Origin of the sequence: Achromobacter sp. 2789STDY5608615, from assembly GCF_001298995.1 — a bacterium.
GTDB lineage: Bacteria > Pseudomonadota > Gammaproteobacteria > Burkholderiales > Burkholderiaceae_B > Achromobacter > Achromobacter insuavis.
The window spans coordinates 62,771-84,884 of record NZ_CYTY01000008.1; the positions used below are offsets into that span (position 1 = coordinate 62,771).

14 protein-coding genes and 3 pseudogenes are annotated in these 22,114 nt (G+C 70.0%); 11 read left to right on the forward strand and 6 right to left on the reverse strand.

Annotated elements, in window-relative coordinates:
• Positions 1-18 precede the first annotated feature (18 nt).
• The 4 genes and pseudogenes from AOZ49_RS09130 to AOZ49_RS09145 all read left to right on the forward strand — a co-directional run bounded on the left by AOZ49_RS09130 (position 19) and on the right by AOZ49_RS09145 (position 6,413).
• A pseudogene (locus AOZ49_RS09130) lies at positions 19-1,150 on the forward strand (efflux RND transporter periplasmic adaptor subunit).
• Positions 1,151-1,166: 16 nt separating this feature from the next.
• The gene (locus tag AOZ49_RS09135) at positions 1,167-4,286 is read left to right on the forward strand and encodes a MexW/MexI family multidrug efflux RND transporter permease subunit (RefSeq protein ID WP_054474924.1); all 3,120 of its coding nucleotides are present in this window, start codon (positions 1,167-1,169) and stop codon (positions 4,284-4,286) included.
• 8 nt (positions 4,287-4,294) lie between these two features.
• A complete protein-coding gene (locus AOZ49_RS09140) occupies positions 4,295-5,725 on the forward strand; it encodes an efflux transporter outer membrane subunit (RefSeq protein WP_054474925.1) in 1,431 nt (476 codons plus the stop codon).
• 25 nt (positions 5,726-5,750) lie between these two features.
• The gene (locus tag AOZ49_RS09145; RefSeq protein WP_054474926.1) at positions 5,751-6,413 is read left to right on the forward strand and encodes a helix-turn-helix transcriptional regulator; all 663 of its coding nucleotides are present in this window, start codon (positions 5,751-5,753) and stop codon (positions 6,411-6,413) included.
• Between the two features lie 48 nt (positions 6,414-6,461).
• On the opposite strand, the gene oprZ is transcribed toward AOZ49_RS09145, so the two are convergent.
• The 3 genes and pseudogenes from oprZ to axyX all read right to left on the reverse strand — a co-directional run bounded on the left by oprZ (position 6,462) and on the right by axyX (position 12,170).
• On the reverse strand, positions 6,462-7,853 hold the full coding sequence (gene oprZ / locus AOZ49_RS09150; RefSeq protein ID WP_054474927.1) for a multidrug efflux RND transporter outer membrane subunit OprZ: 1,392 nt from the start codon (positions 7,851-7,853) through the stop codon (positions 6,462-6,464).
• Entirely contained in the window at positions 7,850-10,987 is a 3,138-nt protein-coding gene (gene axyY, locus AOZ49_RS09155) for a multidrug efflux RND transporter permease subunit AxyY (protein WP_054474928.1), read from the reverse strand. Before axyY ends, oprZ begins: the two co-directional genes overlap by 4 nt.
• Positions 10,988-10,993: 6 nt before the next feature.
• Positions 10,994-12,170 (reverse strand): annotated as a pseudogene (axyX, locus tag AOZ49_RS09160) (multidrug efflux RND transporter periplasmic adaptor subunit AxyX).
• Positions 12,171-12,413: 243 nt separating this feature from the next.
• Here axyX and axyZ point away from each other — a divergent pair.
• The 7 genes and pseudogenes from axyZ to AOZ49_RS09195 all read left to right on the forward strand — a co-directional run bounded on the left by axyZ (position 12,414) and on the right by AOZ49_RS09195 (position 20,327).
• On the forward strand, positions 12,414-13,052 hold the full coding sequence (axyZ, locus tag AOZ49_RS09165) for a multidrug efflux transcriptional repressor AxyZ (RefSeq protein WP_054474929.1): 639 nt from the start codon (positions 12,414-12,416) through the stop codon (positions 13,050-13,052).
• An 84-nt stretch (positions 13,053-13,136) separates the two neighbouring features.
• Positions 13,137-14,033 (forward strand): LysR family transcriptional regulator, encoded by an 897-nt coding sequence (locus AOZ49_RS09170; protein WP_054474930.1) that lies wholly within the window; start codon positions 13,137-13,139, stop codon positions 14,031-14,033.
• Between the two features lie 258 nt (positions 14,034-14,291).
• Entirely contained in the window at positions 14,292-15,794 is a 1,503-nt protein-coding gene (locus tag AOZ49_RS09175; RefSeq protein ID WP_054429662.1) for an ABC transporter substrate-binding protein, read from the forward strand.
• A 92-nt stretch (positions 15,795-15,886) separates the two neighbouring features.
• A pseudogene (locus tag AOZ49_RS09180) lies at positions 15,887-17,687 on the forward strand (gamma-glutamyltransferase family protein).
• Positions 17,688-17,745: 58 nt separating this feature from the next.
• Complete coding sequence (locus AOZ49_RS09185; protein ID WP_197286439.1) at positions 17,746-18,738, forward strand: diacylglycerol/lipid kinase family protein; 993 nt, start codon at positions 17,746-17,748, stop codon at positions 18,736-18,738.
• Positions 18,735-19,529, forward strand: a complete 795-nt coding sequence (locus AOZ49_RS09190) for a metallophosphoesterase family protein (protein ID WP_054429659.1) — start codon at positions 18,735-18,737, stop codon at positions 19,527-19,529. Before AOZ49_RS09185 ends, AOZ49_RS09190 begins: the two co-directional genes overlap by 4 nt.
• A gap of 30 nt (positions 19,530-19,559) precedes the next feature.
• Positions 19,560-20,327 carry a phosphatase PAP2 family protein gene (locus AOZ49_RS09195; protein ID WP_054474931.1) on the forward strand — a complete coding sequence of 256 codons (768 nt, stop codon included), beginning with the start codon at positions 19,560-19,562 and terminating at the stop codon, positions 20,325-20,327.
• Here the strand turns inward: AOZ49_RS09195 and AOZ49_RS09200 are convergent.
• Genes AOZ49_RS09200 through AOZ49_RS09210 form a run of 3 tightly spaced genes read right to left on the reverse strand, consistent with a single transcriptional unit; the run spans position 20,298 to position 21,786 of the window.
• Complete coding sequence (locus AOZ49_RS09200; protein WP_054429657.1) at positions 20,298-20,732, reverse strand: NAD(P)-binding domain-containing protein; 435 nt, start codon at positions 20,730-20,732, stop codon at positions 20,298-20,300. The genes AOZ49_RS09195 and AOZ49_RS09200 overlap by 30 nt on opposite strands.
• Entirely contained in the window at positions 20,729-21,175 is a 447-nt protein-coding gene (locus tag AOZ49_RS09205) for a PaaI family thioesterase (RefSeq protein ID WP_054429656.1), read from the reverse strand. Before AOZ49_RS09205 ends, AOZ49_RS09200 begins: the two co-directional genes overlap by 4 nt.
• Positions 21,172-21,786 (reverse strand): TetR/AcrR family transcriptional regulator, encoded by a 615-nt coding sequence (locus AOZ49_RS09210; protein ID WP_054474932.1) that lies wholly within the window; start codon positions 21,784-21,786, stop codon positions 21,172-21,174. The genes AOZ49_RS09205 and AOZ49_RS09210 overlap by 4 nt, the downstream gene beginning before the upstream one ends.
• Positions 21,787-22,114: the final 328 nt, after the last annotated feature.

Here is a 22,114-nt window from a genome sequence, read left to right on the forward strand (position 1 = left end):
ATAAATAGTGAGAGAGTCATGAAGGCGAAATCAGGCGCATGGGCGGCCGGGGTGCTGGCCCTGGCGGTAGTGGCGGGGGGGCGGGCTGTACTGGAAATTCGGCGGCGCGTCGCACAAGGGCGGCTGGGCCATGGCGCCGGCCAAGGTGGCGGTGGCGCCCGTGTTGCAGGCGGATTTCCCGGCGGCGCTGTCGGGCATCGCCTCGCTCGAGGCGACCCGGCAGGTGCTGGTGCCGGCCGAAGTCGACGGCCGGGTGGCGCAGATCCTGTTCACCCCCGGCGAGCGGGTGCGCGCCGGGCAGCTGCTGGTGCAGCTGAACGACGCGCCCGAGCAGGGCGAACTGGCGCGGCTGCAGGCCCAGGCCAGGAACGCCCGGGCGCTGCTGGAACGCACCCGCCGCCTGGTGCCGCAGCAGGCGGCCACGCGCGAGCAGCTGGACCAGGCCCAGGCCGACTACGACCAGGCCGCCGGCGAGATCAAGCGGATCCAGGCCCTGATCGAGCAGAAGCGCATCAAGGCCCCGTTCGACGGCGTGCTCGGCGTGCGCCGGGTCAACCTGGGCCAGTTCGCCCGCGCCGGCGATCCGCTGGTGTCGCTGACCGACGCGGCCAGCGTCTACGCCAACATCACGCTGCCCGAGCAGGCGCTGGGCGCGCTGCGCGCCGGCCAGCCGGTGACCGTGACGGTCGACGCCCACGCCGGCCGGGTCTTCGACGGCACCGTCACCACCATCGAACCGCAGGTCGACCCGGGCTCGCGCACCGTGCGGGTGCAGGCCACGCTGGCCAACGCCGACGGCGCGCTCGCGGCCGGCATGTTCGCCCATGGCCAGGTGGTGCTGCCGCCGCGGCCCGGCGTGCTGACCGTGCCAGAAACCGCCATCAGCTACAGCGCCTATGGCGACTCGGTCTACGTGGTGACGCCGCCCAAGGGCGGCGAGGCGTCGGCGCCGCCGACCGTGACCCAGGCCTACGTGCAGACCGCCGAGCGCGTGCGCGGCCGGGTGGTGGTGACCAAGGGCCTCAAGCCGGGCGACCGCGTGGTGACCTCGGGCCAGCTGCGCCTGCACAACGGCGCACCCGTCGAGATCAGCGCCCAGGACACCGTGGCGCTGGACGCCGCGCCGCAATCCGTGGCGCAAGCCCGCTGAACCCGCGGAGCCGATCATGAAGTTCACCGATCTGTTCGTCCGCCGGCCGGTGCTGGCGCTGGTGGTCAGCACGCTGCTGCTGTTGCTCGGGTTGCGCGCCCTGAGCGGCCTGCCGATCCGCCAGTACCCGCTGACCGAAAGCACCACCATCACCATCACCACGCAGTACCCGGGCGCCTCGCCCGACCTGATGCAGGGCTTCGTCACCCAGCCCATCGCGCAATCCGTCGCCACCGTCGAGGGCATCGACTACCTGTCGTCGTCCTCGACCCAGGGGCGCAGCGTGATCACGGTGCGCATGAAGCTCAATGCCGATTCCAACAAGGCCATGACCGAGGTCATGGCCAAGGTCAACGAAGTCAAATACCGCCTGCCGCAGGACGCCTACGACCCGGTGTTGGTCAAGTCCGCCGGCGAGGCCACCGCCGTGGCCTACGTGGGGTTCTCCAGTTCCACCATGTCGCTGCCGGCGCTGACCGACTACCTGTCGCGCGTGGTGCAGCCGCAGCTGTCGTCCATCGACGGCGTGGCCAGCGTGGAGCTGTATGGCGGCCAGAAGCTGGCGATGCGCGTCTGGCTCGACCCCGACCGGCTGGCCGCGCGCGGCATCTCGGCCGGCGAACTGGCCGAGGCCCTGCGCCAGAACAACGTGCAGGCGGCGCCCGGCCAGGCCAAGGGCCTGTACGTGGTGTCCAACATCAAGGTCAACACCGACCTGGTCAACGTGGCCGAGTTCCGCGACATGGTCATCAAGCGCGAGGGCGACGCCATCGTGCGCCTGGGTGACGTGGCCACGGTTGAACTGGGCGCGGCCTCGACCGACTCCAGCGGCCTGATGGATGGCGAGCCGGCCGTGTATTTCGGCCTGAACGCCACGCCGGTCGGCAACCCGCTGGTGATCGTCAAGCGCCTGAACGAACTGCTGCCCAACATCAAGCAGAACCTGCCGCCCGGCACCAGCGTGCAAGTGCCGTTCGAGCTGGCGCGCTTCATCAGCGCCTCGATCGACGGCGTGGTGCACACGCTGATGGAAGCCATCGTCATCGTGGTGGCGGTGATTTTCCTGTGCCTGGGCTCGCTGCGCGCGGTGCTGATCCCGGTGGTCACCATTCCGCTGTCGATGCTGGGCGGCGCGGCCATCATGGCGCTGTTCGGCTTCAGCGTGAACCTGCTGACGCTGCTGGCCATGGTGCTGGCCATCGGCCTGGTGGTGGACGACGCCATCGTGGTGGTCGAGAACGTGCACCGCCATATCGAGGAAGGCAAGTCGCCGGTGCGCGCGGCCCTGATCGGCGCGCGCGAAGTGGCCGGCCCGGTGATCGCCATGACCATCACGCTGGCGGCGGTGTACGCGCCGATCGGGCTGATGGGCGGGCTGACCGGTTCGCTGTTCAAGGAATTCGCCTTCACGCTGGCGGGGGCGGTGGTGGTGTCGGGCGTGATCGCGCTGACGCTGTCGCCGGTGATGAGTTCGTTCCTGCTCAATAGCCAGGTGTCCGAAGGCTGGATGGCGCGCCGCGCCGAGCATTTCTTCGGCCGCCTGGGCGAGGCCTACGGCCGGCTGCTGGATGTGTCGTTGCACCATCGCTGGGTCACCGGCCTGCTGGCGGTGGCGGTGATGGCCAGCCTGCCGTTCCTGTACAACGCCGCCCAGCGCGAGCTGGCGCCGGTCGAGGACCAGTCCACCGTGCTCACCGCGATCAAGTCGCCGCAGCACGCCAACATCGACTACGTCGAGAGATTCGGCAAGAAGTGGGACGACGTGATGGCGACGCTGCCCGAACAGAAGGGCCGCTGGCTGATCAACGGCTCGGACGGCGTGTCCAACAGCATCGGCGGCGTCGACTTCGTCGACTGGCACGAGCGCAAGCGCTCGGCCGACCAGATCCAGGCCGACATGCAGTCGATGGTCAACCAGATCGAGGGCAGCAACATCTTCGCCTTCCAGCTGCCGCCGCTGCCCGGCTCGACCGGCGGCCTGCCGGTGCAGATGGTCATCATGAGCGCGGCCGACTACCCGGTGGTCTACGAGGCCATGGAAAACCTGAAGCAGGCGGCGCGCGCCAGCGGCCTCTTCATGGTGGTCGACAGCGACCTGGACTACAACAACCCGGTGGTGCAGCTGAAGGTGGACCGCGCCAAGGCCAACAGCCTGGGCGTCACCATGAAGGCGGTGGGGGACACACTGGCGGTGCTGGTGGGCGAGAACTACATCAACCGCTTCGGCATGGATGGTCGCTCGTACGACGTGATCCCGCAGAGCCTGCGCGAGCAGCGCATCTCGCCCGAATCGCTGGCGCGGTACTACGTCAAGAGCGCCAGCGGCGCGCAGGTGCCGCTGTCGAACATCGTGTCGGTGTCGATGGGCGTCGAGCCCAACAAGCTGACCCAGTTCAACCAGCTCAACGCCGCCACCTTCCAGGCCATCCCGATGCCGGGCGTGACCATGGGCGACGCGGTGCAGTTCCTGACGCGCCAGGCGCAGCAGCTGCCGGCCGGCTTCAGCTATGACTGGCAATCGGACGCGCGCCAGTTCAGCCAGGAAGGTTCGGCGCTGATGATCACCTTCATCTTCGCCATCATCGTCATCTACCTGGTGCTGGCGGCGCAGTACGAAAGCCTGCGCGACCCGTTCATCATCCTGGTGAGCGTGCCGCTGTCGATCTGCGGCGCGCTGATCCCGCTGGCGCTGGGCATGGCGACCATCAACATCTACACCCAGATCGGGCTGGTGACGCTGATCGGGCTGATCAGCAAGCACGGCATCCTGATGGTGGAGTTCGCCAACGAGATGCAGGTCAGCCACGGCCTGGACCGGCGCAGCGCGATGGAACACGCCGCCCGCATCCGCCTGCGCCCCATCCTGATGACCACCGCCGCCATGGTGGTGGGCCTGATTCCGCTGCTGTTCGCCAGTGGCGCCGGCGCCCACAGCCGTTACAGCCTGGGGCTGGTGATCGTGGTCGGCATGCTGGTCGGCACGCTCTTCACGCTGTTCGTGCTGCCCACCGTCTACACCGTGCTGGCGCGCGATCACCGCGCCGCCAACGACACGCCGCGCGCCCGCGAACTGGCGCAGGCGCAGGCCGAGGACGCGCCGCCGCTCGCGACGTCGCAGCCGGCCGCCACGCATTGAGGAATCTCATGAAACATCCCGACCTCTCCAAACGTCTGCGCCGCGGCGCCACGGTGCTGCTGGCCGCGCTGGCCACCGCCGGCTGCGCCGCGGGCCCCGACTACCAGAAACCCCAGGCCGCGCCGGTGGCGCTGGCCAGCCCCGAGCAGGCGCTGTTCTCCACCGACCGGCTGCAGCAGGACTGGTGGAAGCAGCTGCAGGACCCGCAACTGGACCGGCTGATCACGCTGGCGCTGCAACGCAACCATGACATCCGTATCGCCCAGGCCCGCCTGGCCGAGTCGCGCGCGGTGCTGGACGAGAAGGAACTCGACCAGTTCCCCACCGTGACGCTGGGCGGGCGCTTCGAGCGCAGCCTGTCGCAGGCCAATCCCGGCGTGGCGGGCGAGCGCAACCTGGCCAAGAGTTATCGCGCCGGTTTTGACGCCACCTGGGAGATCGACCTGTTCGGCCGCCTGCGCCGCGCGGCCAAGGGCGCGGCGGCGCGTAGCGAAGCCCAGGCCGCCGACCTGGCGCAGGCCCGCATCGTGGTGGTGGCCGAGGTGGCGCGCAACTACTTCGAGCTGCGCGGCGCCGAGCAACGCCTGGCGGTGGCGCGCGCCAACCTGGACAGCCGGCGCGACAGCCTGCGCGTGATCCAGGCCATGGTGTCGGCCGGCCGCGGCGACGAGGGCGACCTGGCCAGCGCCCGCGCCGAACTCGAAACCGTGCAGGCCAGCGTGCCGCTGCAGGAAACCGCCCGGCGCCTGGCGCTGTACCGCCTGGCGGTGCTGGCCGGCCTGCGCCCGGTGGAACTGGGCGAACTGGACGCGGCCACGCCGCAGCCGCCGCTGGCGGCGCGCCTGCCGATCGGCGACGTCGGCGCCTTGCTGTCGCGCCGTCCCGACATCCGGGCGGCCGAGCGCAACATGGCGGCGGCCAATGCCGACGTGGGCGTGGCCACCGCCGAGCTGTATCCCCGCATCGACCTGGGCGGTTTCCTCGGCTTCGTGGCCTTGCGCGGGGCCGATTTCGGCAGCGCCTCCAGCCGCGCCTTCAGCGTGGCGCCCGGTGTCAACTGGCCGGCCTTCCACCTGCCGACCGCGCTGGCCCGCAAGCGCGCCGCCCAGGCGCGTTCGCAGGGCGAGGTGGCGCGCTATGAGCAGACCGTGCTGCAGGCGGTCGAGGAACTGGAGGGGGCGCTGACGCAGTACGGCCAGACCCAGCAGCGGCTCGGCAACCTGGCGCAGGCGGCCGGCCACAGCGGCCGCGCGGCGGAGCTGGCGCGCCTGCGCTACCGTGAAGGCAGCGCGCCGTACCTGACGGTGCTGGACGCGCAGCGCACGCAACTGCGGGCGCAGGATGCGGTGGCGCAGGCCGAAACGGCTTCCTATACCAGCCTGGTCGCCCTCTACAAGGCGCTGGGCGGCGGCTGGGAGGCGCAATCCGTGGCACCATAGGGGCTTGGCGCCTTTCCCACTTTCCATGTCCGACGACAGCCTGTCCCATCCCATTTCCTGGCAACCGCACCAGCCGGCGGACCGCGTGCTCATGACGCTCAAGACGCGCGGCCCGCAGTCGGTCGCGGTCATCGCCAAGGCGCTCGACGTCACGGCCGAGGCGGTGCGCCAGCAGATGGCGCGCCTGCACGCGGACGGCCTGGTGGATTCGGAAAGCCGCAGCGCCGGGCGCGGCCGGCCCACGCAGATCTGGTTCCTGACCGATGCCGGCAACCGGCGCTTCCCCGACACGCACGTCGACATGACGGTGCAGATGATCAACGCCGTGCGCCAGGTGTTCGGCGACGATGGCGTGGACAAGCTGATCTCGGTGCGCGAGGTCGCCATGCTGGCCACCTACCGGCAGGCGCTGGAAGGCGCCCGCGATCTGCCGCAGCGGCTCGAATGCCTGGCGCGGGTGCGCTCGGCCGAGGGTTACATGGCCGAGATGCGCCGCGACGGCGACGACTTCCTGTTCATCGAGAACCACTGTCCCATCTGTGCGGCGGCCCAGGCCTGTATGGGCTTTTGCCGCAGCGAGCTGGAACTGTTCCGACAGGTGCTGGGCGAGGGCGTGCGGGTCGAGCGCGAAGAGCACATCCTGCTGGGCGCGCGCCGCTGCGCCTACCGCGTCAGCGCGCGCGCCTGACCCGCCAGGGCGGCGCGTCCCGCATCCCCCCCAAATGGCCCGGTGGCGTCAGGACGCCGGCGATGCGCCGTCGTCCCAGCCGCCCAGGGCCTTGTACAGATCCACCGCATTGACCAGCCGGCGCTGCTGCAGCCGGATGTATTCCTGCTCCGACTCGAACAGGCTGCGCTGGGCCTCCAGCATCTCCAGGTAGTTCGCCACCCCGCGCGCATAGCGCCGCTCGGCCAGCCGCTGGCGCTCGCGGTCGGCGTCGCGCACCTTGCGCTGGGCCTCGATCTGGTCGCGCAGCGCGTCGCGCGCCGACAGGGCGTCGGCCACGTCGCGGAACGCCGCCTGGATACTGCCCTCGTACTGCGCCACCGCGATGTGCTTGCGGGTCTCGGCCAGCGACAGGTTGGCGCGGTTGCGGCCGGCGTTGAAGATCGGCAGCGTCAGGCGCGGCGCGAAGCTCCAGCCGCCGGTGCCGCCGCTGAACAGGTCAGAGAAGCGGTCGGCGGTGGTGCCGATGTCCGTGGTCAGCTGCACCGACGGGAAGAACGCCGCGCGCGCCGCGCCGATGTCGGCGTTGGCCGCGCGCAGCGCCTGTTCCGCCTGGCGCAGGTCGGGGCGGCGCATCAGCAGCTCGGACGGCAGGCCAGCCGCCAGCGGCGTCAGCGCCTGGCTTTCGAGCGGCGTCGCATCGACGCCGACCGGCAGGGTGAAGTCGCCCGCCAGCAGGCCCAGCGCATGCCGCGCCAGGCTGGCCTCGCGGGTCAGCTCGGCGCGCGTGGCGCGCGAGCTTTCCACCAGCATCTGCGCGGTGCGCAGGCCGATGGCGGTCTCCAGCCCGACGTCATAACGGCGCTGGGTCAGCTTGAGCGAGGCCTCGCGCAGCGCCAGGGTGCTGTCGGTCAGGCGCAACTGCTCGGCCAGCGAACGCTGGTTGAAGTAGGCGGTGGCGGTTTCCGCCACCAGCGCCAGCGTCGCGGCGCGGTGCGCCTCTTCGCTCGCCAGGTAGCGCGCCAACGCCGCATCCGACAGGCTCCGCACCCGGCCGAAGAAATCCAGCTCGAACGCGGTGATGCCGACCGCGGCGCGGTAGCGGTTGGCCACCGGCATGCGCGGCTGGCCCGGTTCGGCGGCGCGGCCGCGGCCGAATTCGCCGCTGGCGTCGATCGACGGCAGGCGTTCCGATTGCTGCACGCCATACAGCGCGCGCGCCTCCTCGATGCGCAGCGCCGCCACCCGCAGGTCGCGGTTGTTGGCCAGCGCGGCCGCGATCCAGGCCTGCAGCGCCGGGTCGTTGAAATAGGCGCGCCAGTCCGGCGGCGCGGCCGCCTGGCCGGGCTGCGCCGGCGTGTCGTACTGCGCCGGCACCGGCGCCGCGGGGCGCTCATGGGTGGGCGCCAGCGAGCAGCCGGACAGGGCCAGCGCCAGCAGGGTCATTGCCACGGGTTTCATGGCGTCGTCTCCAGCGATTCGCGGCCCTCGGGGCGCGCGGGGCGGGCGCGCATGCCGACCATGCGCCCCACGATGAGAAAGAACAGCGGCACCAGGAACACCGCCAGCACGGTCGCGGTGATGATCCCGCCCAGCACGCCGGTGCCGATGGCGGCCTGCGCGCCCGAGGCGGCGCCGCTGGCCAGCGCCAGCGGCAGCACGCCCACGCCGAACGCCAGCGAGGTCATCACGATCGGCCGCAGCCGCAGCCGCGCCGCCTCCAGCGTGGCCGACAGGATGCCCTGGCCGTCGCGCACCAGGTCCTTGGCCACTTCCACGATCAGGATCGCGTTCTTGGCCGACAGGCCGATGGTGGCGATCAGGCCGACCTTGAAGTAGATGTCGTTGGGCATGCCGCGCACCGTCACGCCCAACAGCGCGCCGATCACGCCCAGCGGCACCACCAGGATCACCGCCAGCGGAATCGACCAGCTTTCATACAGCGCCGCCAGCGCCAGGAACACGATCAGCACCGACAGCGCGAACAGCACCGGCGCCTGGTTGCCGGACAGCCGCTCTTCGTACGACTGGCCCGACCAGTCGAAGCCGATGCCGCGCGGCAGCTCGGCCGCCAGCGTTTCCATGGCGCGCATGGCCTCGCCGCTGCTGTGGCCCGGCGCCGCCGAGCCGTTGATGGTGAACGACGGGAAGCCGTTGTAGCGGTTCAGCTGCGGCGGGCCCATCGACCATTTCAGCGTGGCGAACGCCGACAGGGGCACCATCTGGCCCTGCAGGTTGCGCACGTGCAGGCGCGAGATGTCGTCCACGTCCACGCGGCGCTTGCCGTCGGCCTGCACCGTCACGCGCCGCACCTGGCCGTTGAGCATGAAGTCGCCGATGTACTCCGAGCCATACATCACCGCCAGCGCGGTGTTGATCTCGTCGATCGGCACGCCCATGGCCTGCGCCTTGTCGCGGTCGACGCGCAATTGCAGTTGCGGCGCCTCTTCCTGGCCGGCGAACACCACTTCGGTCAGCGCGGGATGCTCGGCGGCCTTGGCCAGCAGCTTCTGGCGCGCCTGTGTCAGGGCTTCGTAGCCGAGGCCGCCGCGATCCTGCAGCCGGAAGTCGAAGCCCGAGGTCGAGCCCAGGTCCGGCAGCGGCGGCGAGTTGAGCGCGAACACCATCAGGTTCTTGCGATCCGCGAATGCCTTGTTGATGCGCTTGACCACCGCATCGACGTGCAGCGAAGCGTCGCGCCGCTCCTGCCAGTCCTTGAGCGTGACGAAGAACATGGCGGAGTTCGGCCCGCTGCCGTACTGGCTGAAGCCGTTGACCGAGTACACGTACTGCACCGGCTCGTGCTCCATCATGTAGCGCTCGACGTCCTTGACCACCGCCATGGTCTCGGCCTGCGGCGACCCCTGCGGCAGGATCACCATGGCCATGAAGCTGCCCTGGTCCTCGTCCGGCAGGAACGACGACGGCAGGCGCGCGAACAGCAGCGCCGCCACGCCGATCACCAGCGCGTAGGCCAGCCCGAAGCGCACCGGCCGCGCCAGCACGCCGGCCACGCGCGCCGTATAGCGCGTGGTCAGGCGCGCGAAGGCGCGGTTGAACCAGCCGAAGAAGCCGCGCTTCTCGTGGTGGCCCGCCGGGATCGGCTTGAGCAGGCTGGCGCACAGCGCCGGCGTCAGCGACAGCGCCAGGAAGGCCGAGAAGGCGATCGACACCGCCAGCGTCACGGCGAACTGGCGGTAGATGTTGCCCACCGCGCCGTCGAAGAACGCCATCGGCACGAACACCGACACCAGCACCACCGTGATGCCGACGATGGCGCCGCTGATCTGGCCCATGGCCTTGACCGTGGCGTCATGCGGCGACAGGCCTTCCTCGGCCATGATGCGCTCGACGTTCTCGACCACCACGATGGCGTCGTCCACCAGAATGCCGATGGCCAGCACCATGCCGAACATCGTCAGCACGTTGATCGAATAGCCCAGTCCCAGCATCACCCCCAGCGTGCCCAGCAGCGCCACCGGCACCACCAGCGTCGGGATCAGCGTGGCGCGCAGGTTCTGCATGAACAGGTACATCACGCAGAACACCAGCGCCACCGCCTCCAGCAGCGTCATCAGCACCTTCTTGATCGAGATCTCGACGAAGGTGGACGTTTCATACGGAATGTCCCAGCTCACGCCCGGCGGGAAGTACTGCGCCAGCTCGCGCATGGTCTCGCGGATGCGGCGGGTGGTCTCGACCGCGTTCGAGCCGGGCGCCAGCTTGATGCCCAGGCCGGTGCCGGTCAGGCCGTTGACGCGCGACAGGTACATGTAGTCGGTGCCGCCCAGCTCCACCCGCGCCACGTCCTTCAGGCGCAGCGTGGCGCCGCCCGGCAGCGCCCGCAGTGGAATGTTGGCGAACTGCTCCGGCGTGTGCAGCGATTCCCCCGCCACGATGCTGGCGTTCAGCGGCGCGTCCTTCGGCACGGCCTGGTTGCCCAGTTCGCCGATGGTGACGCGCGCGTTGTGGCTGCGCAGGGCCGAGACGATGTCGCCCGGCGTCAGCGACAGGGCGGTGAGCTTGACCGGGTCGGGCCAGATGCGCATCGCGGCTTCCGCGCCGAACAGCTGCACCTTGCCCACGCCCTCGACCCGCCGCAGCGCCTGCAGCACGTTGGAGGCGGCCAGTTCGCCCAGCTGCATGTCGTCCAGGCTGCCGTCGGACTTCAGCGACACCACCAGCTGGATGTTGTCGGCCGCCTTTTCCACCCGCACGCCGTCGCGCCGCACCGATTCGGGCAGGCGCGGCTCGACCGCCTTCAGCCGGTTCTGCACTTCCACCGCCGCGATGTCGGGGTTGGTGCCCTGCTTGAAGGTCAGGTTGATGCTGGCCCAGCCGGTCGAATCGCTGCTGGACGAGGTGTACATCAGGCCCGGGGCGCCGTTCATCTCGCGTTCGATGATGGCGGTGACGGCTTCCTCGACCACCTTGGCCGAAGCGCCGGGATAGCTGGCGCCGATGTTGACGACGGGCGGAGCGATGTCCGGATACTGCGCCACCGGCAGCGCGCGGATCGACAACAGGCCGACCAGCGCGATGAGCAGCGAGATCACCCACGCGAAAACGGGGCGATCGATAAAGAAACGCGCCATGGCGGTTTACCTTTTTTCGTGATTTCCCGCGGTCGCCGCGGGCGCGCTCGGCGCGGCCCGCTCGACCGGTTTGATTTTCTGGCCCGGGGCCAGCTGCGCGGCGTTTTCCACCACCACGCGTTCGCCGCCCGCCAGCCCCTCGGTGACGACCCAGTTCGGGCCCAGCAGCCGATGCGCCGCCACCGGCACGCTGCGCAGCTCGCCGTCATCGCCGGCCACCAGCAGGTGCGCGCCGTCGGCGTTGCGCAGCAGGGCGTTGCGCGGCACCAGGTAGGTGTCGCGGTTGACCGCTTGCTCCAGCCGCACCCGCACGTACATGCCCGGCAGCAGTTCGCGTCCCGGGTTGTCGAACAGCGCGCGCATGGTCACGTTGTCGGTGCCGGGATCGACCGCCAGGTCGGCGAACGACAGCGTGCCGCCCTGGCCGTACTCGGAACCGTCCGGCAGCAGCAGGCGCACCCGCATCTTGTCGGGCGCGACGCCTTGCAGGGCGCCGGCGCGGATCTGCTTCTGCAGCTGCATGACTTCGGCCGCGGGCTGCGAGAAGTTGACGTAGATCGGGTCGAGCTGCTGCACCACCGTCAGCGGCGTGGCCTGGCCTTCGCCCACCAGCGCGCCCTCGGTGACCAGCGCGCGGCGCGCGCGGCCGTCGATCGGCGAGGTGACGCGGGCGTATTCCAGCCGCAGCCTGGCGCTTTGCAGGTTGGCCTTGGCCAGCGCCACTTCGGCGCGGGCCTGACGCTCCTCGGCCACGCTTTCGGCATGGTCGCGTTCGCTGATGGCGCGGTCCGACACCAGATCGGCATAGCGGCGCAGCTTGTCGGCGGCGGCCGACAGGTTGGCCTGGGCGCGCGCCAGCGAGGCGGCCTCGGAATCGTAGGCGGCCTGCAGCGGCGCCGGGTCGATCTGGAACAGCGGCGTGCCGCGCGTCACTTCCTGGCCTTCCTCATACAGGCGGCGGGTCACGATGCCGGCCACGCGGGCGCGGACCTCGGCTTCGCGATAGGGCTCCAGCCGGCCGGGCAGTTCACTGGCGACGGCGGTGGGCGTGGCCTTGGCCACGATGACACCGACTTCGGCGGGGGCCTTGGCGGCTTCGGGGGGGTTCCTGCTTCGAGCATGCGGAAACGAGAACCAGTACGGATGCGAATGCGAGCGTTCTGAGGGGAACTCGGTGCGTCATTTTTTTAAAAATTATTGTGAGGCGCCCGTTGCGGGCGAGAGAGGGAAAGTCGCGGGTTTTCCCTGTGGGGTCGGCAGTCTATCATTTAATCCATCATGCTTGATTAATTGTTTTGTTCGAAAGTATGCTGGCGTCTGCATACTTCTTTACAGTGCGCAGCCGGCGGCCCCCGCAAGACGGGCCGCCGTTTTCATATCGCCTGTTCCCGTTCCCTCAACCCCTGTTTCCCAAGGAGATCCCTGTATGGCCCGCAAGACGAAAGAAGAATCCCAACGCACCCGCGACCGCATCCTGGACGCCGCCGAGCACGTGTTCCTGTCCAGGGGCGTGGCCAGCACCACCATGAGCGATATCGCCGATTTCGCGGGCGTGTCCCGGGGCGCCGTCTACGGCCACTACAAGAACAAGATCGACGTCTGCATCGCCATGTGCGACCGGGCCCTGGGGGAAGCGGTGTCGTTGACCCGCGTGTCGACCGATGGCGAGGCGCTGGAAGCGCTCTATGCCTCGATGCGCCAGTACGTGCAGATTTACGCCGAGGAGGGCTCGGTGCAGCGCGTGCTGGAAATCCTCTACCTGAAATGCGAGCGCAGCGACGAGAACGCGCCGCTGCTGCGCCGCCGCGACCTGTGGGAGCGCCACGCGCTGCGCACGTCCGAAAAACTGCTGCGCGCCGCCGTCAGCCGCGAGGACCTGCTGCCCGCGCTCGACGTGCGCCTGTCCAATGTCTACCTGCACTCCCTGGTCGAGGGCGTGTTCGGCACGATCTGCTGGTCCGATCGCCTCAAGGGCGATATCTGGCCGCGCGTCGAGCGCATGCTCCGCGCCGCCATCGACACGCTGCGCCTGTCGCCGCAACTGCGCTTGCCGCAGGCCGCCTGACCCCGTCGACGCGGACGCCGCCGCCACGGCCGTCCGCGTGGCGATGCCGCGCCGGGGGGATCCGCGCGCCCCTACAATCCGGGCATGACCCTCAAGCAACTCGAAGCCTTCTATTGGGCCGCCACCTGCGCCAGTTTCGCCGTGGCGGCCGAGCGGCTGCACCTGTCGGTGTCGTCGCTGTCCAAGCGCATCGCCGAACTCGAGGACGCGCTGGGCCAGCCGCTGTTCGACCGCAGCGGCCACAAGGCGGTCCTGACCGACGCCGGCCAGCGGCTGCTGCCGCAGGCGCGCGAGCTGCTGGCCGCCGTCGACCGGATCCGCGCCTCGCTGGCCGAGACGCCGGGCCTGCGCGGCCGCTGCCGTTTCGGCGTGGGCGAGCTGACCGCGCTGACCTGGCTGCCGCGCCTGATCGGCGTGGTGCGCGCCGCCTATCCCGACCTGGTGCTGGAGCCCTATGTGGATATCGGCCAGGTGCTGGAGCAGCGCGTGGCCGACGGCGAACTGGACTTCGCCGTCATCGCCGGGCGCTCCTCGCGCCCCAACATCGCTTCCACGCCGATCGGCGAAGCCGCGTTCGCCTGGGCCGCGGCGCCGGCCGCGCTGGCGGGCGCGACCCGCATGGCGCCCGGCCTGCTGGCGCGGTTGCCGCTGGTGACCCTGCCTGCGGGCGCGGGCACCACCCGCATCGTCGACGACTGGCTGGCCGGGCGCGACGTGGCCGGCGAGCGGCTCTGCTGCAACAACTGGGGCGCCATCGCCGGGCTGCTGATCGAAGGCACCGGGGTGGGGCTGCTGCCCAGCCACTGGGCGCGGGCGCTGCAGGACGAGGGCAGCCTGCGGGTGCTCGATTGCGATCCGGCGCCGGCGGCGTTGCCCTATTCCTTCCAGCACCGCCGCGACGACACCCGGCCGCTGGTCGGCAAGCTGCGGGAATCCGTGCTGGCGGCGGTCGATTTCTCGGCGCCTTGCCGCCTGCCTTGAGACCGCGCCTCGGGCCCGGCGGGCAACGGCGCGCGGGCGACCTGTCCGCAAGGTGGTCGCCGCGGGGGCGTTTGGGTCGCTGACAGCCGCCGCTCTATACAATCGTGCCGCGCCTGGCGCAGAATCCAAACAAGAACGTGCGCAACGGGGGGATGGGCCCGGCGATGCAGCACGGCTCGGGGTCTGTTTCCTCACTGCTAGGCGGCGCGCCGCCTGGCGCGCGGGGAAGCAGGCCGCCTGAATCGACGGAGATCATTCATGCGTAAACTTTGCCTCGCCATGGCCATGGCGGGAATGCTGGCCAGCGGGCTGGCCCACGCCCAATCGACCCTGCGGGTCGGCCTGCAGGACGACCCGGACGTGCTCGATCCGACCCGCGCCCGCACCTTCGTCGGCCGCATCGTGTTCGCTTCGCTGTGCGACAAGCTGGTCGACATCACCCCGGACCTGAAGTTCGTGCCGCAGCTGGCCCAGTCCTGGAGCACCAGCCCGGACAACAAGACGCTGACCTTCAAGCTGCGCACCGACGCCGTGTTCCATGACGGCACGCCGATCGACGCCGCCGCGGTCAAGGCCAACCTGGATCGCGCCCGCACGCTGCCCGACAGCAACCGCAAGAGCGAACTGGCCACCGTGGCCAGCGTCGACGCGCCCGACGCCAGCACCGTGGTGCTGCACCTGTCCGAGCCCGACGCCTCGCTGCTGTCGCAGCTGTCCGACCGCGCCGGCATGATGATCTCGCCCGCCTCGTTCGACAAGGACCCCGGCGGCAAGCCGGTGTGCTCCGGCCCGTACCAGTTCAAGGAACGGGTGCAGAACGACCGCATCGTGCTTGAGAAATTTCCCAAGTATTGGGACGCCGCCAACTATCACTTCGACCGTGTCGTCTTCACGCCGATCCCCGACAACACCGTGCGCCTGAACAACCTGCGCGCCGGCGACCTCGACATCATCGAGCGCGTGGCGCCCAGCGACGCCAAGGCGGTCAAGGACGACGCCAACCTGCGCCTGGCCCCGGTCACCGGCCTGGGCTTCCAGTCGATCTCGGTCAACCTGGGCAACGGCGCGCGCGCCAACAATCCGCTGGCCAAGGACAAGCGCGTGCGCCAGGCGCTCGACCTCGCCATCGACCGCGACGTGCTCAACCAGGTCATCGGCGAAGGCCAGTACCAGCCGGCCTACCAGCCGTTCCCGCCGGCCAGCTTCGCCTACAACAAGTCGTTCGAGCACGCCGGCCGCGATCCCAAGAAGGCCCAGGCCCTGCTCAAGGAAGCGGGCTTCGACCGCGTCAAGTTCGAGATCACCTTCGGCAACAACACCACCATGCAGCAGGTCTTCGAGCTGGTGCAGGCCATGGGCGCGGAGGCCGGTTTCGACATCACCCTGCGTCCCGTCGAGTTCGCCTCGCTGCAATCGTCGCTGGCGCGCGGTGACTTCGAGGTGGGCCAGAGCGGCTGGTCGGGCCGGGTCGATCCCAGCGGCAACATCCACCAGTACCTCAGCTGCAAGGGCAACCTGAACGACGGCAAGTTCTGCGACCCCGAGGCCGACAAGCTGCTCAACGACGCCCGCGCCGAGCCGGACACCGCCAAGCGCCGCGCCATGTACGACAAGGTGCTGTCGGTGATGCAGGACCAGCGTCCCATCGTCTACCTGTTCTACCTGCCGTGGACCTTCGGCACGCAGAAGAAGCTGGAAGGCTTCGTGCCGTATCCCGATGGCCTGATCCGCCTGAAGGGCGTCAGCCTCGCCAGGAAGTAGGCATCAAGCCAGACGCGGGACCCGGTTGCGGGTCCCGTTTTTACTTATCTTGCGGCCACCGGCCTGCGCGCCGTCCGCAACAGGATCGCAACATGTTTACGACTCGCCCGGAAATCCTCGGCACCTTCGGTGTCGTGACCTCCACCCATTGGCTGGCCAGCTCGGCCGGCATGTCGCTGCTGGAGCGCGGCGGCAACGCATTCGACGCCTGTGTCGCCTCGGCCTTCGTGCTGCAGGTGGTCGAGCCCCACCTGGTCGGCCCGGCCGGCGAAGTGCCGGCGGTGTTCTACTCGGCCCGCACCGGCCGCGTCGAAGTGCTGTGCGGCCAGGGCACCACCCCGGCCGCCGCCACGCTCGAGCGCTACCGCGCCGAAGGCCTCAAGCTGATTCCCGGCAACGGCCTGCTGGCCACCGTCATTCCCGGCGCCTTCGACGCCTGGATGCAATTGCTGCGCGACCACGGCACGATGCGCGTGCGCGACGTGCTGGAACCTGCCATCTACTACGCCGAGCACGGCCACGCGCTGATGCCGCGCATCTCCAACACCATCGCCGGCCTGAAGGACTTCTTCCAGGCCCACTGGCCCACCACCGCGCAGGTCTACCTGCCTGGCGGCAACGTGCCCGAGGCCCGCAAGCTGTTCCGCAACCCGGCGCTGGCCGCCACCTGGACCCGCGTGCTGCAGGCCGCCGAACAGGCCGGCGGCGACCGCGAGCGCCAGATCGAGGCGGCCCGCGACGCCTTCTACCGCGGCTTCGTCGCCGAGGCGATCGACAAGTTCGCGCGCGGCAACGAGGTCATGGACGAAAGCGGCGAACGCCATCGCGGCGTGATCACCGCCGACGACCTGGCCGGCTGGTCCGCCAGCTACGACCAGCCCGCCACCTATGACTACCACGGCTATACCGTGGCCAAGGCGGGCGCCTGGAGCCAGGGGGCCGGTGTTCCTGCAGACCCTGGCGCTGCTCAAGGACATGGACCTGGCCGGCGTCGGCCCGACCAGCGCCGAGTTCGTGCACCGCGTCACCGAGGCCATGAAGCTGGCCTTCGCCGACCGCGAGGCCTACTACGGCGATCCCGCCTTCGTCGATGTGCCGCTGGCCCAGCTGCTGTCCGACGAGTACAACGACGCGCGCCGCACCCTCATCGGCGAACAGGCCTCGCAGGACCTGCGGCCCGGCCAGATCCCCGGTTTCGAGGCACAGGTGGCGCGGGTGATGGACACGCTGCAGCGCCTGTCCAAGGTCTCGGCCCCCGGCAGCGCGACCAACGAGCCGACGATGGCCGACATGCGCGCCTCGGTCAAGCGCGGCGACACCACCCACGTCGACGTCATCGACCGCTGGGGCAACATGATCTCGGCCACGCCGTCGGGCGGCTGGTTCCAGTCCTCGCCGGTGATCCCGGAACTGGGTTTCGGCCTGAACACCCGCGCCCAGATGTTCTGGCTGGAAGAGGGCCTGCCGGGCACGCTGGCGCCGGGCAAGCGTCCGCGCACCACGCTGACGCCGTCGCTGGCGCTGCGCGAGGGCCGGCCCTACCTGGCGTTCGGCACGCCGGGCGGCGACCAGCAGGAGCAATGGCAGCTGCTGTTCTTCCTGCGCCACGCGCACCATGGCCTGAACCTGCAGGAGGCCATCGACCTGCCGATGTCGCACACCATGCACTTTCCCTCGTCGTTCTACCCGCGCGACCGCAAGCCGGGCCATCTGGCGGTGGAAAGCGGCTTCGGCGCCGAGACCATCGCCGCCCTGCGCGCCCGCGGCCACCAGATCGAGGAGGTGCCGCAATGGTCGGTCGGCCGCCTGACCGCGGCCTCGCGCGACGCCGACGGCCTGCTGCACGCGGCCGCCACGCCGCGCCTGATGCAGGCTTACGCGGTCGGCCGGTGAGCCGCGTGCCGGCGCGCCCGCGAGGGGCGTGCCGGCACGGTTGCGACGATTTGCCGGCATGGGCTATCTTTTGCCCATGACGCCTATCCAGCAGAGCCCGGCGACAGGGGCTCGTCCCCTGACGGGACACGAACCTCTCTTCATCGTCCTGAACACCGGCTCCGGGCGCGGCGACGCGCAAGCGCTGCAGGACATCATCCGCCGCGTGCTCGACGAAGCGGGCCGGCGCTACCAGCTGATGCCGGTCGACGACCCGTCGCGCCTGACCGCCACCGCCCGCGACGCCGTGGCGCAGGCCCGCCAGGCCGACGGCATCGTGGTCGCCGCGGGCGGCGACGGCACCCTCAACGCCGTCGCCAGCCAGGTGCTGGGGCAGGGCGTGCCCTTCGGCATCCTGCCGCAAGGCACCTTCAATTACTTCGGCCGCCGCTACGGCATTTCGCAGGACACCGAAGCGGCGCTGCGCGGCCTGCTCGGCGGCGAGCTGCGGCCGGTGCAGGTCGGCCTGCTCAACGGCCGCCTGTTCCTGGTGAACGCCAGCCTCGGCCTGTATCCCCAGTTGCTGGAAGATCGCGAAGCCTACAAGCAGCGCTTCGGCCGCAGCCGCCTGGTGGCGCTCTGGTCCGGACTGGTGACCCTGCTGCGCGCGCCGCGCCAGCTCGGCCTGCGCCTGGAATACGAAGGCCGCGTGCGCGACTTGCGCGCGCCGACGCTGGTGGTGGGCAACAACCGCCTGCAGCTGGAACACATCGGCATCGACCCCACCGAACTGGACCGCAACCGCCTGGTGGCCATGGCGACCCGGCCGGTCGGCACGCTGGCGCTGTACGGCCTGCTGCTGCGCGGGCTGTTCAGCCGCCTGGGCGACGCCGAACACGTCGTCAATTTCGCTTTCGACCGCCTGGCGGTGTCCATCCGCGGACGCCGCCGGGTCAAGGTCGCCATGGATGGAGAGATTTCCTGGATGGATGCCCCGCTGGAATTCAAGGTGTCCGAAACGCCGCTGCCGTTGGTCGTGCCGGTCGATGCGCCGGACGGAGCGCGCCCATGACCCGCATCCTGCAATTCTCCGACACGCATTTCGGCACCGAGCGCAAGCCGGTGGTCGAGGCCGCCCTGGACCTGGCCCGCGCGCTGGCGCCGGACTTGGTGGTGATCAGCGGCGACATCACCCAGCGCGCCCGGCGCGGCCAGTTCGCCGCCGCCCGCAAGTTCATCGAGCGCTTGTCGCTGCCCGTGCTGGCGGTGCCGGGCAACCACGACATCCCCCTGTTCAATCTTTTCGCGCGCGCGCTCAATCCCTACGGCAACTACAAGCGCGCGCTCGGCGCCGTGCTGGAGCCGATCTACGAGACGCCGGGCCTGCTGGCCATCGGCGTCAACACCACGCGGCCCCGGCGGCGCAAGGACGGCGAGATTTCCGACGCGCAGATCGCGCGGGTGGCGCAGCGCCTGCGCCAGGCCAGGCCGGGCCAGTTGCGCGTGGTGGTGGCGCACCATCCGGTGCGCGCCAAGGTGGAATCCGACCGATTCAACCTGCTGATCGGCCGCGAACGGGCGCTGTCGGCCTGGGGCCAGGCCGGCGTCGACCTGATCCTGGGCGGCCACATCCACCTGCCCTATGTCCTGCCCGCCAGCGCCAATCCGGCGGTGGCGGCCGGCTGGGTGGTGCAGGCCGGCACCACGTGCTCGCGCCGGGTGCGCGGCAACATTCCCAATTCGGTCAACGTGATCACCTGCGAAGCGGACGGCGACACGCGGGTCTGCCATGTCGAGCGGTGGGACTATGCCGCCGCCACCCACGCCTTCGCGCCGGTCGACAAGACCCTGGTCGCCGGCTAGCAGTGACGGGGCCATCATGAAGGGGGCGCGATGATCGATGCCGATGCGGCCTGGGTGGCCTCCCATGCGTTGCTCCTGTTCACGCTGCTGCCGCTGGGCGCCGCCGCCATCGCGGTGGCGCTGACGCGCGCCTATGCGCAGGCCGCGCCGGCCATGCGCATGGCCGGCTGGATCGGGGCGGTGGCCCTGTCGGCCGCGGCGTTCCTGGCGCTGGCCGCGGCGGTGACCCGTCCCGGCGTGGTGGTCGAGTTCGACAGCGCCCTGGCGGGCGCCCTCAGCATGTCGCTGGGGGATTCCGCGCTGTGGCTGCTGTCGTGGTTCACCACGCTCGGCGACCGGATGTTCCTCACGGTCCTCGCCGTCCTGGCGACCGCCGCGCTGCTGTGGCGGCGGCAGTGGCGGCTGGCGGCGTTCTATGCGGTGGCCACCGCTGGTGGCGGTCTGCTCAACCGGATGCTCAAGCTGGGTTTCGAGCGCGTGCGGCCCGAGCATGACCATGGATTCGCCACCGCGCTGGGCTGGAGCTTTCCGAGCGGCCATGCCTCGGCCGCCATGGCGGTGTACGGCGGGGCCTGCTACCTGGCCTGGCGCCTGGCGCCGGTTTCCTGGCGGCTGCCCGGCGTGGCGCTGGCGGCGGGGCTGGTGATGGCGATCGGCCTGAGCCGCGTGCTGCTGCAGGTGCACTTCGCCAGCGACGTGGCGGCCGGCTTCGCCATCACCTTCGTCTGGCTGTCGCTATGCGTGGCGGCCACTGAAGGCCTGGCGGGTTCAGCGCGGCGCGATCAAGGCGTTCAATAGCCGCGCGCCCGGCTCGCCCGCGCCCGCCGGCCGCAGCGGCGCGCAGGCATAACGGCCGCCGGCGCTGGCGATGGCCTGGTCCAGGCGCCGCGCGCGCTCGGGCGGCGGCGGCTCCAGATCCACGATCAGCTTGCCGGCCACCGGCGCGCTGACCTCGCCATCGCTGAACCGTTCCAGCGTGCGGTCGATCTCGCGCTCGCGCGGCAGGGCCAGCACGATGGTGTCGGACTCCGCCAGCGCCTCGCGCGCCGAGGTCGCCAGCGTGGCGCTGCCGCGAAAGTCCTCGCAACGGTCCGGATCGATGTCGTAAACGGTCAGGGCGATATCGGGTTCGGCCGCCAGCAGGCGGCGCGCCGCCTGGGTGCCGGTGTGGCCCATCCCGACGATGCTGATGCGCAGGCTCATGATTTGGGTACCGACCAGGTGCTGACGATGTGCGCCAGCGGCTCAGCGGCGCCGGCGGCGGTCAGGATGACCTCGCCGGCGGACAGGCGGCCGACCTTCAGCAACCGGGCGTCGGCGTGGATCGCGCCGGCCGGGCTCTTGCGCAGGAAATTGATGGTCAGGCTGGCGGTTACCGCGTGGGCCTGGCCCGTGGCGCCGACCACCGCGGCGTACATCGCCAGGTCGGCCAGCCCCATCAGCATCGGCCCGGCGACGATGCCGCCGAGCCGCTGATGGCTGTCGCGCGCGGGCAGGACGGCCAGGGCGGTGCCGCGGCCGATCCGCTCCACCTCGATCCCCAACAGCAGGGAAAACGGATGCTGCTCGGCCAGCAGCAGCCGGAAGTCGGCCAGGCTGATCAGCGACGCATCGGCGTCGTCGCGGGGCAGGGGGGAGGGCGTCATCGTTGTTCCAGCGCGAGGCAATAGTGATCCAGCAGGACATCGGCTTGCTGGCCCAGGGATTTCAGGCGGCGGGTGTGCAGCAGCAGCAACAGCCCGATCAGATAGGTAAAGACGTTCATCTGCTCGACCTGCACCGCCTCGGGCGGCCAGGACTTGGTCCGGGCCACGGCCTGGCCCAGCACGTCGACGCACAGCCGCAGGCGCTGGTTCAGCCGCTCGTCCATGTCGCGGCCCAGGCCGCGCGGCCCCAGCCCCTGGAACAAATACAGCCCCAGCGAGAAATCGGTTGGACGCTCGGCGTAGTAGCCGAAGAACGCCTGGATCGCCTGGCGGGCCGCCGCCGCGGGGCTGCCGCCCGACGTGGCGCTCAAGAGGTGGGTGTGCAGGCGCTGCAGCGATTCGTCCAGCAGGGCGCCGTACAGGACTTCCTTGCCCGCGAACCAGGGGTAGATCGCGCCCGTGGTGCAGCCGGCTTCCTTGGCGATGGCGCGCAGCGTGGTCTTTTCCAGGCCGTCGCGCTCGAAGACGCGCTGGGCGGCGTCCAGGATCATCTGGCGGCGCAGGGCGCTCAGGCGTTCATTGCGGTCGGCGCGCTGGGTGGGCGTGGGCATGGGCGGGGATCAGGACCATTGCGTTGTTCCGAAATAATATCGGTGGTTTATTTAAATAACAATGTTATCGAAACTGACGGATGCCGGCTTGGCGGGCGTCCCCGGCGGTCGCCGCGAAAATGCGCCCAACCGGCCTGCGGGGAGTGCGGAAGGAGTCTGAAAGAAAGATCGTGGCGATTCGTTGTTTATTGGGGCCAGGGCTGAAAGTCGCATGAATACGTGGTGATTTGAAAAATGCAGGGTTAGCCCTAGTGAGATTGGTCTGATGTTGCAATATCCCAACAGGGCTGTCGCAAACCTGCACTTTTCTGGTGTCGACCATAGCCAG

Coding starts and splice junctions, on each gene's coding strand:
- AOZ49_RS09175 (WP_054429662.1), top strand. CDS start 14,292: ATGCGTAAACTTTGCCTCGCCATGGCCATGGCGGGAATGCTGGCCAGC.
- oprZ (WP_054474927.1), bottom strand. CDS start 7,853: ATGAAACCCGTGGCAATGACCCTGCTGGCGCTGGCCCTGTCCGGCTGC.
- AOZ49_RS09200 (WP_054429657.1), bottom strand. CDS start 20,732: ATGAGCCTGCGCATCAGCATCGTCGGGATGGGCCACACCGGCACCCAG.
- AOZ49_RS09190 (WP_054429659.1), top strand. CDS start 18,735: ATGACCCGCATCCTGCAATTCTCCGACACGCATTTCGGCACCGAGCGC.
- AOZ49_RS09140 (WP_054474925.1), top strand. CDS start 4,295: ATGAAACATCCCGACCTCTCCAAACGTCTGCGCCGCGGCGCCACGGTG.
- AOZ49_RS09210 (WP_054474932.1), bottom strand. CDS start 21,786: ATGCCCACGCCCACCCAGCGCGCCGACCGCAATGAACGCCTGAGCGCC.
- AOZ49_RS09145 (WP_054474926.1), top strand. CDS start 5,751: ATGTCCGACGACAGCCTGTCCCATCCCATTTCCTGGCAACCGCACCAG.
- AOZ49_RS09195 (WP_054474931.1), top strand. CDS start 19,560: ATGATCGATGCCGATGCGGCCTGGGTGGCCTCCCATGCGTTGCTCCTG.
- AOZ49_RS09170 (WP_054474930.1), top strand. CDS start 13,137: ATGACCCTCAAGCAACTCGAAGCCTTCTATTGGGCCGCCACCTGCGCC.
- axyY (WP_054474928.1), bottom strand. CDS start 10,987: ATGGCGCGTTTCTTTATCGATCGCCCCGTTTTCGCGTGGGTGATCTCG.
- AOZ49_RS09135 (WP_054474924.1), top strand. CDS start 1,167: ATGAAGTTCACCGATCTGTTCGTCCGCCGGCCGGTGCTGGCGCTGGTG.
- AOZ49_RS09205 (WP_054429656.1), bottom strand. CDS start 21,175: ATGACGCCCTCCCCCCTGCCCCGCGACGACGCCGATGCGTCGCTGATC.
- AOZ49_RS09185 (WP_197286439.1), top strand. CDS start 17,746: ATGGGCTATCTTTTGCCCATGACGCCTATCCAGCAGAGCCCGGCGACA.
- axyZ (WP_054474929.1), top strand. CDS start 12,414: ATGGCCCGCAAGACGAAAGAAGAATCCCAACGCACCCGCGACCGCATC.